Below are 14,534 nucleotides of genomic sequence, written 5' to 3' on the forward strand. Positions count from 1 at the left end.
GGACCTCCCGGCGCATGCGGGCGCTTCCCACCTGCGGCAATGTGGATCCGCTGGGTGATGGTTCCCGCCACAGCTTCGACCGTTTTGGTGGCGCGTCTCCTACTTTCCCGGACTGATCCAATCGTTCGTGGGCAGGATGGACCGCTAAAGAGCAGCTGGTCTCGGGGGAGATGGCCTATGTCCTTGCTGTTTTGGCGAGCCTCCGTGCCCAGCGGTTCGCCCCACGCGATCACCGCCGAGCCAGGTCATGCCGAGGCAGTTCCGGGTATTCCGCTCCAGAGGGTCCCCGGTAAGGACACCGAGGCCGATGGCCGTCGGTCGCTGCGTACGACCTACGCGGAACGCGATGAGCCGCCTTCCACGAACAAGGTGACCCGTCTGCTCGCAGGGGCCATGCACGAGCGCGTGAACCGGATCGGTCAGGCACGCGACCTGATGGGCCAGTGGCAGGACCGCGTCCGGGGCCGCAAAAGACGGGACATCCGGCACCTGGGCCCGTTCGCCGGCGAGGAACTCGTCCGATGGACTTTGGACAACGTGCTCAACGCACGGAAGCGGTCTGTCCCCTCCTTCGGGTTCAGCCTTGCCCTCGTCCTCACGCACGGCGTGGCTGCCCACCGTCAGCGCCGGCTACGCGGTGTTTTCCTGGCGGGTGTGGTGGGCCTGGTGGCGGTGCGCCATCCGTGGGGCGCGCTGGCGCTGGTGGTGATGACACTGCTCCACCACTACCTCCTCAAAGCAGGTCTCCTTCGCGCGACGCTTCGCTGGGGCTTCAGCTCCCTCGTTCCCATGCTCCTCGTGATCGCGGGTGGCTACCTGGCCTGGACCCGGCTACAGCCACATATGCCCACCCTCACATTCGCGCTACGGGACTCCGTCGCAACTGCTGTGTGGACGGCCCTCCTACTCGCCGTCGTCTACACGGTGGACCGCTGCACGGCCCTGGCCTACCTGGCCTCGTTGGGTCCGTGGCGCAACAGCCCTGCCACCCGGCCACGCCTTGCCCCGCGCGCGGCGGCCCGGATTGCCGAATGTGAAGTGAACGAGCGGTGGCAGAGCGTCCCGTACCGGAAGGAAGACCGGATCAACCGCTTCGTCGGCGCCGGTCTTGATGCCTGGCGCGCCACTGGGCCACGCATCCAGCTCACCGCCGCCCGTCGTGCCGACGACGCGGAGGACGACAAGCACGACAGCGAAGACCTGACACGCCGGTCACGGCCACCCTCCGAGGTAGAAGACCCGTGGGGGAAGGAGGGGGCGGGCATCCGCAAGTTCGAGGCGGACGAGTTGCTGGACAAAGTCCGCGACGAGGTCGAGCGCCTCAGTGGCGTTCTCGTGGAGACCCACGCACTGCCGAACTGCGACATCTTTGAGACTCTCGCCGTCCCGGAATCCCGGTGGAAGAAGCTCCCGCGCAAGCCCAGCCGCAAGGCCGGCGTAATGCGCAAGGGGCTCGATGGCACGTGGCCAGAAGCACGGGAAATGATCGAGGAAGGGGGGAGAGCTCCCTCAGGCCACCATTCACGTCGATATCTGGCGGCGCAGGTAGTCGACTGGGACGGAGACATCGTCGTCACGGTGTTCGCCCACGCCGCACTGGAGGGCAAAACGCTCCACTTCGTGACCCGGCCGCACGTCTTGGCCCCTCTGAAGGACGAGGCTCGCTCCGAGTCCGCGAAGGGATGGGAGCTCGCCAAGAAGATCCTGCTCACTCCGGTTCACGCCCTCGGTGACACAGCCGCGCTGGCACGCCGGTCCCATGCCGGGCTTGTCCAGGCCCTGGACGCGATCGTCAACGGCCTGCTCGGGCGTTCCGTGCAGCAGCAGGTGGCCCCTGTCCTGGACAAGACAGAGCAGAAAGACACTGGAAAGCCAGTCGGCCTCCGTGAGCACTGCGCCCTCGACGAACCAGAGGACATGCACCAGGTCGAGGACGCAGCCCGGCATGTCTCGATCCTCCAGTCACGGATGTTCAGCACGGTCAGCGCCTTCCTCGATGACCACGGTGTCTACACGGGCGACTTCAAACGGCAGGCGCAGGAGGTCGTCACCCAGTTCTTCATCAGTGGCGACCACAACCAGGTCAACACCGGGACCGTGCACGGAGATCAGACGCAGAGCACCAAGACCGACAGCGCACAGCAGAAGGGATGATCATGAGTATCTGGCGGGGCCGCGAGGCGAGTGGCGGCATGCAGGTCACGGGCAACGGAAACCAGGTCAACACCGGCCGGATCGGCGGGAATCAACAGCAGTCGTACGTCGGCTCAGGCCAAGACGACACCCGCCTCCAGGCCGCACTGGCCAAGCTCTCCGAGCTCGGCGCGGCCATCGAGGAACACGCGGAGGAGCTGAGCAACGCCGATCTGGCACGCCGCACGGCCGGGCGCATCGGCGAGGAGCTGAACAGCGCCCAACCCGACCAGCGCCGCATCCGGGACAACCTCGAAGACCTCGGGCTCGCCATCGGGTCGGCCGCAGCAGCTGTCACTGTGCTGCAGGGTCTCACTGCCGCGGTCGCCGCTCTGCTCGGGTAGCTCCACCGGGCAGTCCTCGCCGGACCGCCGACCGACTGCCCCCGGGAGCCGGCGGGGAGCCGATTGGCTCCCGCCGCACCGCCTCCACGAGGCGAGCCACGAGCAGTACTGCCTGGTCGGGATCCTGACCTGCGTTACAGGGCGGGAGCTGATCTCCGCGGTCCGTCTTGGCGCCGCCTGGAGTGGGTCCCCGTTGGAGTTCCACTACTGCTTCCGCTGCGCGGACGATAACTGCCCCGGCCAAGACATGCCCCTCGGGGACTGGGAGGCCCGCGAGTCCTACCGGAACCTCCTGCACAAGTATGGTGCGTCCTGCGGCGCCGAGAAACTGCGTGACGCCGGTACGAGCACGTGGTCGCCGCAAACCGCGCCGTGCACCTCTTTGTCGGCCCCAACCGCGATCGACCGCAAAGCAAAAGGCGGCCACCTGCTCCGGCCCTGCTGCCGCTACATCGCTTAGCCTGTCATGACACCCGGATCACGGTCCCAGCCAGCCGCGATCCCTCCCCGTGAGCAGCCTCCGCTGGGGAGAATCTGGGGAGAATGAAGCCCCGTTGGGGGGCGGCTGGGGAGGATCGGCCGCATCAACGGGCAGCACGGCGAAAGGGCCCGAAAGACGGATCGCCGCAGGTCAGACCGCCTATCTAGTCGATTTCCGCAGGTCAGCCCCCTGAGTACGAGGAGATCAAGAAGATCTCCAGCTGGGCCGCCATCCTCTTCGCCCCCACCCTGGTCGGCACCATCTACGGCATGAACTTTGAGTACATGCCTGAGTTGGGTTGGAGCTTCGGATACCCCCTTGCGATCTGCCTCATGGGGATGGTTTGCGTCAGTTTGTACGTGATTTTCAAGCGGCGGGACTGGCTCTAAGTCCATCGCATGACGCTCAGTCATCCTTCGCACTTCACTTTCACCTCACTCACAGATCGACCCAGAAGCAGCCGCGGGGGCGCTGGGGGGGGGAATAGATGCGGGCGATCTCCTCGCCTAGACGAGTAAGTCCGAAGTGCTGGTCAGTGGTCGTAGGCGATGAGTGACCTGGTTAACGGTGTTCCGTTGGCCCGGTTGTGCCAGATCGCCGCGGTCAGGGCCAGGATCCGTTGCCCGACGCGGGCCAGGACTCCGGCTGGGGTCCTGGCTCCGTGGCGTTCGAGGTCGAGCTGGCCCTTGAGGGTGTCGTTGACCGACTCGATCAGCTGGCGGACCGGCTTGAGCAGGTGCTCGCCGGGCCGCGGTGTGCGGTTGCGGTAGCTGGGCCGGAGCAGGGTCAGGCCGTGGTCGGTCATGAAGGCGTCGAGGTGCTTGGAGACGTAGCCCTTGTCGCCGATGACGGTCTGCCCGGGGTGGGTGGCCAGCAGATCGGCGTCCTGGGTGAGCATGCCGGCCAGGACTTCCCGCTCGTCCGTTTTCGGGTTGGCCAGGGCCCAGGCGACCGGGAGTCCGCCGGGGGTGCAGAGCAGGTGCAGGCGAAGACCCCAGAAGAACCGCGAGTGCGAGGGGCAGTAGGAGTAAGCGGCCCAGCCAGCCAGGTCGGACCGCTTGACGGTGGGCCGGGACCGGGCGCACTCCACCGGGGTGGAGTCCACGATCCACACGTCGTCGTGCCACAGATCGGTGTCCCGGGCCAGGGTTCGGATGAACCGGCCGATCAGTCTGTTCGCGGCCCGCAGGCGCTTGTTGTAGCCGGACTGCCCGGGCAGGTAGGGGAACTCGGCGGCCAGATGGCAGCGAGCGAAACGCAGCCACCTGGCCTCGGAGACGAAGCCGAGCACGGCCTGCATCACCGCAAGCGTCAACAGCTCGGCATCCGTCAGCCTCGGAGGACGGCCCGGCCGCCGCGTGCCTGCCAGAGAGTCATCGATCCTCACGTACAGTGCTGTCGCGAGGGTTTCGAGGTTTGTCGTCACAAGCGAACCAACGAGACCCTCGCTTCATGCGCTCGAAGACTTCGGACTTACTCGTCTAGCCCCAAAGGGGCACCTGACCTGGGCTTTCGAGGTTCCAAGGACGCTGGGGAGCCTCTGGGGAGAAGCGCAGTCGCTAACCGCTCCTCACGCCTGCGCCATCAAGCCGGCCCGCCGGTCGGTCGACGACTGGCCCGGTCCCGGTCCTGTCGTCGCGGAGGTCGGTCGGTCAGCTCGTCGCCCGTACCGCGTCCCTGATCAGGTCGGCGACCCGTGTGGGCTCGGAGAGGACGACGGCGTGGGAGGCGTCCGGAAGTTCGACGACGACGGCTCCGGCTCGTGCGGCGCCGAAGCGCTGGACCTCGGGGCTGATCGTGCGGTCCGCCCCGGCCACCAGCGCCCAGGACGGTTTCGACCGCCACGCCGCCGCGGACGCGGTCTCGGTGAAGGCGGCCGTGGCGAGCGGGCGTTGGGCCGCTGCCAGGACGCCGGCGACGTCCTCGGGCACGTCCGCCGCGAAGACGGAGGGAAAGGCCGTCTCCTCGATGGTGACCTCGACCCCGGAGTCGCCGTCGAGGAGCGGGTAGGTCCACTCCTTCAGGCTGCCCGTCAGCGGGGACTCGGGGAAGCTCCCTTGGAGTTGGCCGAGGCTCTCGCCCTCGTGGGGCACGTAGGCGGCGACGTAGACCAGCGCGACGACGTTCTCCGCGGTGCCGGCCACGGTGATCAGCGCACCGCCGTAGGCGTGGCCGACGAGTACGGCCGGGCCGTCGACCTGGGCCAGGACGGAGGCGAGGTAGGCGGCGTCCGACGTCAGGCCCCGCAGCGGGTTCGACGGAGCGATCACCGGGATACCGCTGCTCCGCAGTTCCGAGATGACGCCTATCCAGCCTGTCGCGTCGGCGAAGGCACCGTGCACGAGGACGACGGTGGGGTTGGTCATGCGAGTTCTCTTCTCGGTGTCGGGCCACGTGTGGGGCGTCGTCACGACGGTCAGGGCGCGGCCCGGAATGCGGCAAGAGGTCCGTGCGACGGTTACTCACGGTAGGGCCGTGCAAGTGGTACCTCTTGTACGTGCGTGCATCCGCGCTGACACGACGGCGCACACGCGTCTCAGCGCCCTCGCTCGTCCTGGGCGCCGGCAGTCGTCGTCGCGAAGGCCGACGTCGCCAGCGCCTGCCATTCGCTGGGGCTCATGCCGTAGGCCCCGCGGAACGTGCGGCTGAAGTGCGAGGGGCTGCTGAAGCCCCAGCGGTGTGCCACCGCGGCCATGGTGATCCTCCGGTTGGAGCGGCCCAGTTCGAGCCGGCAGAACTCGAGCCTGCGCCGCCGCACCCATTGGCTCACCGTGCTGCCGTCGTTCTGGAAGAGCTTCTGCAGGTACCGGACGGAGATGTGGTGGGCGCGTGCGATCGACTCCGGTGAGAGGTCCGGGTCCATCAGATGCTCTTCGATGTAGCCGTGGATACGGGACAGCATCTCGGTGACGGCCCCGGACGCGTCGTCGGCCTCGTCCGTCGTGTCCGCTTCGAGGAGCTCCATGACCAGGACGGAGAGGAGGTGTACGGCCGTCCGGGCACGCCGGTCCCCGATCGTGGACCGTCGGAACTCCGCCTCGGCGGCGAGCGCGGTCAGGAAGTCGGACGCCAGCGCCCCGATCCCCTCCCCGCCGCGTACGGGTACGCCGAGCACCTGGTTCAGTTCCGACTCCGTGACGCCCAGATAGCACCGGGGCACTCGGAAGAAGATCATCTGGCAGTCTTCTCCGAACTGCAGCAGATGCCGTCGGGCGGAGTCGCAGAAGACCAGGTCGTTCGGCTCCAACAAGGTCTTGGCGCGCTCGTGGACGACGGTGACGGGCCCACGGACATGGACGCCGAGGTAGACGTGGGTCCGGTCGTTCGTCTCCGGCATCTCGGAGAGCATCTGGACCAGCCACCCCGAGCGGGAGGAGGGCGAGGTCGGATCCGGCGCTTGCCGGGGCACGCGTTGGGGCGCACGTGACATCAGTGTGAGGGTCATGGGGATTCCTAGCCGTAGGTGCGTGCGGGCGGAGGGCGGATTCACGCCCCGTTCGCCGGCTCCTCGGCCAGGAACTTCTCCACCACGGCGTTGAAGGCCGGCGGGTTCTCCAGGAAGGGAAAGTGCGAGCTCGCGACGTCGGAGGCGAAAACGTGCAGGCGTGCGCCGGGAATCCGCTCGGCGACGAAGCGCTGCGAATCGGGGTGCACATGGCTTCCCTCGCAGCCGATCACCAGGGTCGGCACATCGATCCGGGGAAGCACGTCGCGCCAGTCCTGCGCGCAGTGGTCGAACAGCAGCGGTACGCCCGCGTAGGCGGGTGTCGACCGGATCTCCTCGCCGACGAAGGCCAGTACCTCGGAGTCGGGCTCGCCGGAGAACATGCCGCGCACGAAGTCGGCGCGGACCGCGTCGCCCTCCGGCCCCGCGAGGGCCGCACCCAGGTACAACAGCCCCGATACATCGAAGATGGCACCGGAGTCCCGCTGTTCCCGCTCGGTCATCCAGGGCACGGCGGCGACCGCCGCGGGCTGGTCGACGGCGACGAAGCGCCGGATCCGTCCGGTCCCGTACTGGTCGATGAAGCTCCACCACACCGAAACGCCCATGGACCAGCCCAGTGCGTCGAAACGGTCGAGACCGAGATGGTCGACGAGTTCGAGCACATCGCGGGAGAGCCGGGCGATCCGGTAGCCGTGACGCGGCTTGCCGGATTTCCCATGGCCGCGAAGGTCGACGGTGACGACGCGACGGCCGGGCGCCAACCCCTCGATCTGGTGGCGGAACATCGCCTGCGTCTGCCCCCAGCCGTGCAGCATCACCAGTGGGACGCCCTCCCCGCCGGTGTCCTGGTACGCGAGCCGCGCGCCGTCCGTCGTGATCAGTTCCTTCATGACCTCTCCCCTGGTCAGAGGCGGTACATCACTCCCGCCCGTCCCGAACATCATCGAATGGGGCCCGCCGCCCGCACCACCGCGAGCTGTAGGAATCGGGCCGTGGATCCTCCTCGCTTTGTCGAAGCGAGTCCGTGGTCAGACGGCCCCGTCGCCGCCCGGGGCGAGGAGTTCCTCGATCCTGAGGCCGAGGTGCAGAGTGAGCCGGTGGGCGCCGTCGTCGAGGTCGAGTCCGGTGATCTCCTGAATCTGGCGCAGGCGGTAGTAGAGCGAGGTGCGGTGGATTCCCAGCGTGTCCGCGGTCCGGGGAATCGATCCCGCGTGTTCGAGGAAGCAGCGCAGGGTGTCCCGCAGGCGGTCGCCGCCATGAGCGCCGCTCAGGGTACGGAGCGGCTTCGGGACCAAAGACGCGTTCAGGGCGTGCTCGGGGAGCTGGAGCAGCACCGCGAGCTCCCCGAGCAGCTCCCAGTCACTGGCGCTGTTCAGGGTGGGCAGTCGGCGTGCCGCGCGTGCCGCCACGAGCGCCTGCTCGTACGACGTCCATGCACCGTCCAGGCTGGGGTGCCGGCCGCCGACGCCGATCACGGGGCCCGCCGACGGGCCCAGGAAGGTGCGGAGTTCGTCCAGGATGCGAGCGGACTGTGCGGTGACCTCGTCCTGGCCGGGTGGGCGATCGCGCAGCTGGAGCAGTATCGCCCGCTCCTTGCCGATCGCGATGAGGCCCGTGGCCGAACGCGTCTGCCGGAACCCCTCCAGCGCCCCCCACAGGGCCGCCTCGGACTGCCGCACGTGCTCCGTCGCGCAGCTCAGCTGGACGACGGTGACCAGGACGTGCTCGGCTGCTCCGAGCAGTCCGAGTTCCTTACCTCGCCGCCGTGCGGTGGTACGGGCGGCGACGTCGGTGCCGACGAGTTCGAGGACGAGGTCCCGCTCGTCGGCCTTCCGGGTGTCGGTGGCGATGTGCTCTCCGTGCATCTGGGCGGCCATGGCGTCCGCGGCCCGGGCGATGGCACGTGTCTCGTGCTCTGCGAGCGTCTTCTCGGGCACGACCACCAGGAGCAGTCCGAAAAGGTGCCCGCGCTCGCGCAGGGGCACGACGTAACGGGGCAGCAGTCCGAGATCGTCACGGCCATCGATGAATCCGGCTCGGGACCACTGGGTCACGCCTTGGGCGAGGACGTAGCGGATGGTCGCGTTGTCGGCGCGGCCCTGCAACAGGGTGCCGATGCGCACCGGGTCCTCGTCGCCGAAGTGGCGGCTCGTGCAGACCATGCGGACCAGCGGGTCGTCGACGGCGACGGACCGGCCGAGCCGCTCCGCGAGCTCGTCGACAAGCGCCTGGAGCTCGGGGCTGCCGGGGCGGGCTCGCTGGAGCCTTGCGGTCATGCGCTGTTCCTCTCTCGACCAACGGCTCCCCGCGGACTTTTCCAGTCCGCGGCTCTTGATCATTCTGAGGAAGCGACGACGTCGGCACATCACACGAATCGTCCATTGCCATGACGCCCACGGGGGATACGAAGCGACTACTCTCCGCTGTCGCGATGCTTCACCAGCCGGGCCAGCTCCACGCGCGAGGTGAGGTCCAGCTTGGTGAAGGCCCGGCGCAGGTGCGAACCCACCGTGTGCGGCGAGAGGGAGAGGTGCTCGGCCACCTGTTGGTTGGTCAGCCCACGGGCCACGAGCCGTACCACCCGTATCTCCGCGGCCGTCAGCTCGGGCCATGCACCGGAGAGTCCGGCCGTCGAGGGCCGGCGGCGGACACCAGCGGCCCGCAGGCGCCGGCGGACGCGTGCGACGTCCCGCTCGGCGCCCGCTCGCGCGTAGAGCGCGAGGGCCGTATCGAAGTACGGCACCGCTTCGGGCATGCGGGTGGCCGCCAGCTTGCGTCCGGCGTCCTCCAGTGCCGACGCCCGGGCCAACGGCCGAGGGCAGTCCTCGTACAGCCGGACGGCGCGTACGAGAGGGGCGAGGTCGTTGTCGAGGAGCCCCCGGGCGTGCGCGGCGGTGGCGGCGAGGAACGTGAGGTCGGGGTTGAGCACGGCCAGTCGCTCGGCCAGGGCCACTGCCTGCGCGGCCCGTTCGTGCGCGCCGGCACGCAGCGCCAGGCGGACGAGGAACGGGGCGTCGGCAGGGTCGACCAAGCCGGCGTAGGCCGGCCGGTCCGCGGCGGGCGACGTCATCACCTCGTCGAGTTCGGCCATGGCACGGTCGGGCCGGCCTTCGAAGTCGGCCATCAGTGCCAGCATCCAGGAGCCGAAGTACCGGACGACGGGTGCGCCGTCGCTCCGCATGCGCCTCGCCTCCGCCGCGTACGTTCGTGCGGTCTGCTGGTCGTTGGTGTGGAGGGCGACGCGCATCATCACGTACCGGAGCGTGACGTCGGCGAGGTTTCCCGGGCCGAGATCGTCGGTCGTCGCGGACGCGGCCTCGGCGTCGGCCCGGGCGTCCGTCAGCCGTCCGGCCTCCAGAAGGATGCGGGAGCGGGTCATGAGCCACATACGGGTGGCCGCCGTCCGGCCCTGCTCCCTGGTGATCCGGATGCCGTCCTCCGCGGCGGCGAGCGCCTCCGCGGAGCGTCCGGTGGTGTTCGACAGGAGAGCGTGCCACAAGGCCTCCGGAACCCACAGCGAGGTGCTGACGCCCAGGGCGTCGGCCAGCGCGGCGGCCCGCTCGGCCTGCCGGAACGCCTCGGTCAAGTCCATGCGGTGGAAACTCACGGCCGAGCGGACCGTCGTCAACGTGGCCTCGGCGGAGCGGTCCGCCGCTGCCGCTGCGGTCTCCCACGCCTCCGCGGCGACCTGCTCGGCCGCCGAGTGCTCGCCCGACATCGAGAGGCCGACCGCGAGCATGGCGAGCAGTCGCCCCCTCACGTCCACGGGGATCCCGGGCAGTGCCGCCCCGGCGCGGGCCTGCCGGACCGCCTCGGAGAAGTCGAACGGTACGGCGAGGCGTGCCAGGGCAAGGCGTATGCGCGCCTCGTCCTCAGGTCCGAGACCGCCGGTCGCCAGGGCGGAGACACCCAGCTCACGTGCCTGGGCGGCCCGGCCCGTCTGCCAGAGCAGCGGGATCGTCTCGGCGATGACCCGCGGCCGCTCCGGAGCGTCCGCCACCGTGAGTTCCAGAGCCTTGAGGCTGCGTTCCGCGGCGGGTCCGGGAGCGGTGGCCGCGAGTTCCGCCGCGGCGGTGCGCAGCCGGTCGGCCTCCGCCACGTCTCCCGCACCCGCTCTCCCGGCCTCCGCCGCATCTGCCGGTGCTCTCCCGGCCGACGGCCCGGGATGCTCGACAGAGGAGGCCGCGCTCCCCGGCGGCAGCTCGGCGGCTTGACCACGCAGGGCCTGACGCAGGGACAGGGGGAGGCCGGCTTGGACCGCCTCGCGGATCAGGTCGTGGCGGAAGGCGAGGCGATCGCCGCTTTCGGTGAGCAGATCGGCGTCGAGGGATTCCCGGACCGCTGTGATGAGCGCCGCCGGGGACCTGCCGAGCAGTTCGGCCAGCAGCGCGACGGTGACCGGGGCGCCCACGGCGGCCGCCGTCTGCACCAGCTCCCGTGCCTCGTCGGACAGCTGGCCGAGGCGGCGCACGACCGAGGGGAGTTCCCGTGGGGCGGGTGGTCCGGCCGACAGCCTGGCCGTGCCGTTCTCGATCGTCACTGCCTCCCGCAGCGAGCCGAGCAGCTCGACCAGCAGCTGCGGGACTCCTTCGGCGCGGCGGGCGACGCGGAGGACGTCCGGGTCGGGAGCGGCGCCGAGGACGCCCTCGATGATCCGTGTCGTCGCCTGGTCGTCCAGCGCTCCCAGCGCCAGCTCGTGTGCGCCTGCCTGGCGGATCCGGTCCAGGGTCGTGCGCACTCCCGACGGCACGCTGCCGCCGCGCACGGCGACCAGCCACAGGATGGCGTGCGACGAGAGTCCGGCCGCGAGGGTGTTGAAGGTGAGAAGGGTCAGGTCGTCGCACCACTGGAGGTCGTCGAGGACGACGAGCAGGGGGCCGTTTCGAGCCGTCTCCCGCAGGCGGTCCCCCAGTTCCTGGAGCAGCCAGAAGCGCTGGCCGGGCGTCGTGGCGAGGCCCCTGAGACGGACGGCGCCCGACAGCGGTTCCTCGCCGGAGAGCAGACCGTCGAGGAGCGGGCCGAGCGGCACGAACTGTTCGTCGGGGTCCGCCGCTCCCTCGAACACCCTCGTCCCCCGCCGCCTCGCGGCTGCCGCGGCCTCCGCGAGGATCCTGGACCTGCCGATGCCTATGGGGCCCTCGACGCGGATGATCCCGCCTTCGCCCCGGTCGAGCGCTTCGAGCCGCGCCTCGATGAACGCCAGTTCTGCGTCCCTGCCGCGCAGCGGCGTCCGTACGCCCTCGGTTTCCTCGGGCACGGTCCTTGTCGTCACTCGGTTCACGCTCATACGGCGGAACAGTATGAACCATATGAACCACATCGCCGTCGCCCGGCCCAGGGGCCGACTCTCAGTCGAAGCGCAGGTCGGCGAGTTGCCGTTCGAGGATGGTGACGTCGTCCTCGGGCTCTTCACCGACCGGGCGCGCCGCCATGAGCGCGGCGAGATCGGCGCCCGCCCGGCGGACGCGGCCGGGCAGGCCGTCGGTGTACTCGTCTCCCCCCGAGCCCCAGTCCTCGGAGGCCGCGAACACGGCGGTGGGGACGGCGACGGCGCGGAGATGGGCGAAGAGCGGGCGTACGGCGTGCTCAAGGACCAGGGAGTGGCGGGCGGTACCGCCCGTCGCCGCGATCACGACCGGCTTCCCTGAGAGGGCATCCGGATCGATCACGTCGAAGAAGGACTTGAAGAGACCGCTGTAGGAAGCCGCGAACACGGGAGTCACCACGATCAGGCCGTCAGCTGCCGTCGCCGCGTCGATCGCGGCGCTCAGTCGCGGCGGCGGAAAGCCGGTCACGAGGTGGTTGGCGATGTCGCCGGCCAGTTCCCGCAGCTCCACGACCTCGGTCGACGGCGCCTGCCCCCGGGCGGCGAGTTCGTCGCGGGCCGCCTCGGCCAGCCGGTCCGCGAGCAGGCGGGTGGAGGAGGGGGTGCTCAGCCCCGCGGAGACGACGATCAGCTTCATGCGGCGGACACCTCCCGGACGGCTCGAAGGGACGCGTGCGTGGGGGCCTGCGGCACGTCGGCCGGACGTCCCTTCGCGAACTCCCTCCGCAGCACGGGCACGACCTCTTCGCCGAGGATGTCCAGCTGTTCAAGGACTGTCTTCAGGGGCAGGCCCGCGTGGTCCATCAGGAACAGCTGGCGCTGGTAGTCGCCGACGCTCTCCCGGAACGACAGGGTCCGCTCGATGACCTGCTGGGGAGAGCCCACCGTCAACGGGGTCTGCTCGGTGAAGTCCTCCAGCGACGGGCCGTGGCCGTACACGGGAGCGTTGTCGAAGTAGGGACGGAACTCCCGTACGGCGTCCTGGGAGTTCTTCCGCATGAAGACCTGTCCGCCCAGGCCGACGATGGCGTCCTCCGGCCGGCCGTGGCCGTGGTGCGCGAACCGGCGCCGGTAGAGCTGCACCATGCGCCGGGTGTGGTCGGCCGGCCAGAAGATGTTGTTGTGGAAGAAGCCGTCTCCGTAGAAGGCGGCCTGCTCCGCGATCTCGGGGGACCTGATGGAGCCGTGCCAGACGAAGGGCGGGACGCCGTCCAGGGGCCGCGGTGTCGAGGTGAAGGCCTGGAGCGGCGTCCGGAACGTGCCCTCCCAGTCCACGACGTCCTCGCGCCACAGCCGGCGCAGCAGCGCGTAGTTCTCCTTGGCGAGGTTGATGCCCTGGCGGATGTCCTGGCCGAACCACGGGTAGACCGGACCGGTGTTGCCGCGCCCCAGCATGAGGTCGACCCGGCCGTCGGCCAGGTGCTGGAGCATCGCGTAGTCCTCGGCGATCTTCACCGGGTCGTTCGTGGTGATCAGCGTCGTGGACGTGGACAGGATCAGCTTCTCGGTGCGGGCGGCGATGTAGCCGAGCATGGTGGTCGGCGACGACGGTACGAACGGCGGGTTGTGGTGCTCGCCGGTCGCGAAGACGTCCAGGCCGACCTCCTCGGCCTTGAGCGCGATGGCCACCATCGCCTTGATGCGCTCGCGTTCGGTCGGAGTGCGACCGTTGGTGGGGTCGGGGGTCACGTCCCCGACGGTGAAGATGCCGAACTGCATGGGGTGTCTGCTCTCCTGAGCTCGTCCGGTTCCCGCGCCGGGGAACCGGGGGCCGGGGTGACGCCGGGGGCTCCGGCGTCACCCGGCGGGTGGGCGGTGCGGCGTCACTTCGCCAGGAAGGCGAGGAGGGCGGTGTTGACCTCCTCGGCGTGGGTCCACAGCAGACCGTGCGGGGCGCCCTCGATCTCGACGTAGTCGGCCGACGGGAGCGCCTTGTGGAACGGGCGCGCCGTGCCCTCGGCCGGCAGGATGCGGTCGGCGGTGCCGTGCAGGATCAGGGCCGGCACGTCGACGGTCGGTATGTCGGCGCGGAAGTCGGTGTACCAGGTCGCCGGCGCGGCGGACGCGGCGAAGGAGCCGCCGCGGGCCGCGGTGTTCCAGCTGTTGCGAACGGCCTCCGCGCTGATGCGGGTGCCCAGGTTCTCGTCGAGGTTGTAGAAGTCGTTGAAGAAGGCCGTGTAGTAGGCGTAGCGGTCGGCCTTGACGGCGGCGACGACGCCGTCGAAGAACTCCTTCGGGGCGACGCCGTCCGGGTTGTCGTCGCTCTTCAGCAGGCAGGGCTCGAGCGAGGCCAGGAAGGCGACCTTGGCGACACGGCCGGAGCCGTACGTGGACACGTAGCGGGCGACCTCGCCGGTGCCCATGGAGAAACCGACCAGGACGGCGTCCTTCAGGTCGAGGGTCTCCATCACGGTGTTCAGGTCGGCCGCGAAGGTGTCGTAGTCGTAGCCGGTGGTCGGCTGCGAGGACCGCCCGAAACCGCGGCGGTCGTACGTGATCACGCGGTAGCCGGCGTCGAGCAGCGCGGCGCCCTGGCGTTCCCAGGAGTGGCCGTCGAGCGGGAAGCCGTGGATGAGGACGACGGGCTGCCCGCCACCCTGGTCCTCGAAGTACAGCTCTATGGGGTTGGTGTTCTCCTGGCCCACGGTGATGTACGGCATGGGGATGCTTCCTCGATTCAGGTCGGCTGGTCCGCGCGTCGAAGCGGCGCGGCATGCCCGTCACGCTAGGACCGGTCCCGCA

General features: G+C 69.6%; 11 protein-coding genes and 1 pseudogene. 3 read left to right on the forward strand and 9 right to left on the reverse strand.

The genetic code is table 11. From position 1 onward, the window contains the following. Window positions 1-177 precede the first annotated feature (177 nt). The 3 genes and pseudogenes from AB5J51_RS10555 to AB5J51_RS10565 all read left to right on the forward strand — a co-directional run. On the forward strand, window positions 178-2,154 hold the full coding sequence (locus AB5J51_RS10555; protein WP_369777532.1) for a hypothetical protein: 1,977 nt from the start codon (window positions 178-180) through the stop codon (window positions 2,152-2,154). Between the two features lie 2 nt (window positions 2,155-2,156). Beyond that, window positions 2,157-2,537 (forward strand): hypothetical protein, encoded by a 381-nt coding sequence (locus tag AB5J51_RS10560; RefSeq protein ID WP_369777533.1) that lies wholly within the window; start codon window positions 2,157-2,159, stop codon window positions 2,535-2,537. 678 nt (window positions 2,538-3,215) lie between these two features. Further along, window positions 3,216-3,407 (forward strand): annotated as a pseudogene (locus AB5J51_RS10565) (CorA family divalent cation transporter); the annotation flags it as partial. A gap of 143 nt (window positions 3,408-3,550) precedes the next feature. Here the strand turns inward: AB5J51_RS10565 and AB5J51_RS10570 are convergent. From AB5J51_RS10570 to AB5J51_RS10610, 9 genes are all read right to left on the reverse strand, one after another. Then, window positions 3,551-4,444 carry an IS982 family transposase gene (locus AB5J51_RS10570; protein WP_369777534.1) on the reverse strand — a complete coding sequence of 298 codons (894 nt, stop codon included), beginning with the start codon at window positions 4,442-4,444 and terminating at the stop codon, window positions 3,551-3,553. Window positions 4,445-4,670: 226 nt separating this feature from the next. Next, window positions 4,671-5,384 carry an alpha/beta fold hydrolase gene (locus tag AB5J51_RS10575; RefSeq protein WP_369777535.1) on the reverse strand — a complete coding sequence of 238 codons (714 nt, stop codon included), beginning with the start codon at window positions 5,382-5,384 and terminating at the stop codon, window positions 4,671-4,673. 170 nt (window positions 5,385-5,554) lie between these two features. After that, window positions 5,555-6,463, reverse strand: coding sequence for a helix-turn-helix domain-containing protein (locus tag AB5J51_RS10580; RefSeq protein WP_369777537.1), 909 nt, complete (start codon window positions 6,461-6,463; stop codon window positions 5,555-5,557). A gap of 41 nt (window positions 6,464-6,504) precedes the next feature. Further along, the gene (locus tag AB5J51_RS10585) at window positions 6,505-7,356 is read right to left on the reverse strand and encodes an alpha/beta hydrolase (RefSeq protein WP_345195840.1); all 852 of its coding nucleotides are present in this window, start codon (window positions 7,354-7,356) and stop codon (window positions 6,505-6,507) included. A 138-nt stretch (window positions 7,357-7,494) separates the two neighbouring features. Then, entirely contained in the window at window positions 7,495-8,742 is a 1,248-nt protein-coding gene (locus AB5J51_RS10590; protein ID WP_369777538.1) for a PucR family transcriptional regulator, read from the reverse strand. A 137-nt stretch (window positions 8,743-8,879) separates the two neighbouring features. Further along, entirely contained in the window at window positions 8,880-11,753 is a 2,874-nt protein-coding gene (locus AB5J51_RS10595) for an AAA family ATPase (protein ID WP_369777540.1), read from the reverse strand. Between the two features lie 61 nt (window positions 11,754-11,814). Continuing rightward, the gene (locus AB5J51_RS10600; protein WP_369777541.1) at window positions 11,815-12,429 is read right to left on the reverse strand and encodes an FMN reductase; all 615 of its coding nucleotides are present in this window, start codon (window positions 12,427-12,429) and stop codon (window positions 11,815-11,817) included. Continuing rightward, window positions 12,426-13,511, reverse strand: coding sequence for an LLM class flavin-dependent oxidoreductase (locus AB5J51_RS10605; protein ID WP_345195824.1), 1,086 nt, complete (start codon window positions 13,509-13,511; stop codon window positions 12,426-12,428). Before AB5J51_RS10605 ends, AB5J51_RS10600 begins: the two co-directional genes overlap by 4 nt. 104 nt (window positions 13,512-13,615) lie before the next feature. Continuing rightward, window positions 13,616-14,452, reverse strand: a complete 837-nt coding sequence (locus AB5J51_RS10610) for an alpha/beta fold hydrolase (protein ID WP_369777542.1) — start codon at window positions 14,450-14,452, stop codon at window positions 13,616-13,618. Between the last annotated feature and the right edge of the window lie 82 nt (window positions 14,453-14,534).

This window comes from Streptomyces sp. R33 (assembly GCF_041200175.1).
GTDB lineage: Bacteria > Actinomycetota > Actinomycetes > Streptomycetales > Streptomycetaceae > Streptomyces > Streptomyces katrae_B.

What these genes read in the sequence shown, in the direction of transcription:
- AB5J51_RS10555 (WP_369777532.1), top strand. Translation starts at nt 178, where the DNA reads ATGTCCTTGCTGTTTTGGCGAGCCTCCGTGCCCAGCGGTTCGCCCCAC.
- AB5J51_RS10560 (WP_369777533.1), top strand. Translation starts at nt 2,157, where the DNA reads ATGAGTATCTGGCGGGGCCGCGAGGCGAGTGGCGGCATGCAGGTCACG.
- AB5J51_RS10575 (WP_369777535.1), bottom strand. Translation starts at nt 5,384, where the DNA reads ATGACCAACCCCACCGTCGTCCTCGTGCACGGTGCCTTCGCCGACGCG.
- AB5J51_RS10580 (WP_369777537.1), bottom strand. Translation starts at nt 6,463, where the DNA reads ATGACCCTCACACTGATGTCACGTGCGCCCCAACGCGTGCCCCGGCAA.
- AB5J51_RS10585 (WP_345195840.1), bottom strand. Translation starts at nt 7,356, where the DNA reads ATGAAGGAACTGATCACGACGGACGGCGCGCGGCTCGCGTACCAGGAC.
- AB5J51_RS10590 (WP_369777538.1), bottom strand. Translation starts at nt 8,742, where the DNA reads ATGACCGCAAGGCTCCAGCGAGCCCGCCCCGGCAGCCCCGAGCTCCAG.
- AB5J51_RS10595 (WP_369777540.1), bottom strand. Translation starts at nt 11,753, where the DNA reads ATGAGCGTGAACCGAGTGACGACAAGGACCGTGCCCGAGGAAACCGAG.
- AB5J51_RS10600 (WP_369777541.1), bottom strand. Translation starts at nt 12,429, where the DNA reads ATGAAGCTGATCGTCGTCTCCGCGGGGCTGAGCACCCCCTCCTCCACC.
- AB5J51_RS10605 (WP_345195824.1), bottom strand. Translation starts at nt 13,511, where the DNA reads ATGCAGTTCGGCATCTTCACCGTCGGGGACGTGACCCCCGACCCCACC.
- AB5J51_RS10610 (WP_369777542.1), bottom strand. Translation starts at nt 14,452, where the DNA reads ATGCCGTACATCACCGTGGGCCAGGAGAACACCAACCCCATAGAGCTG.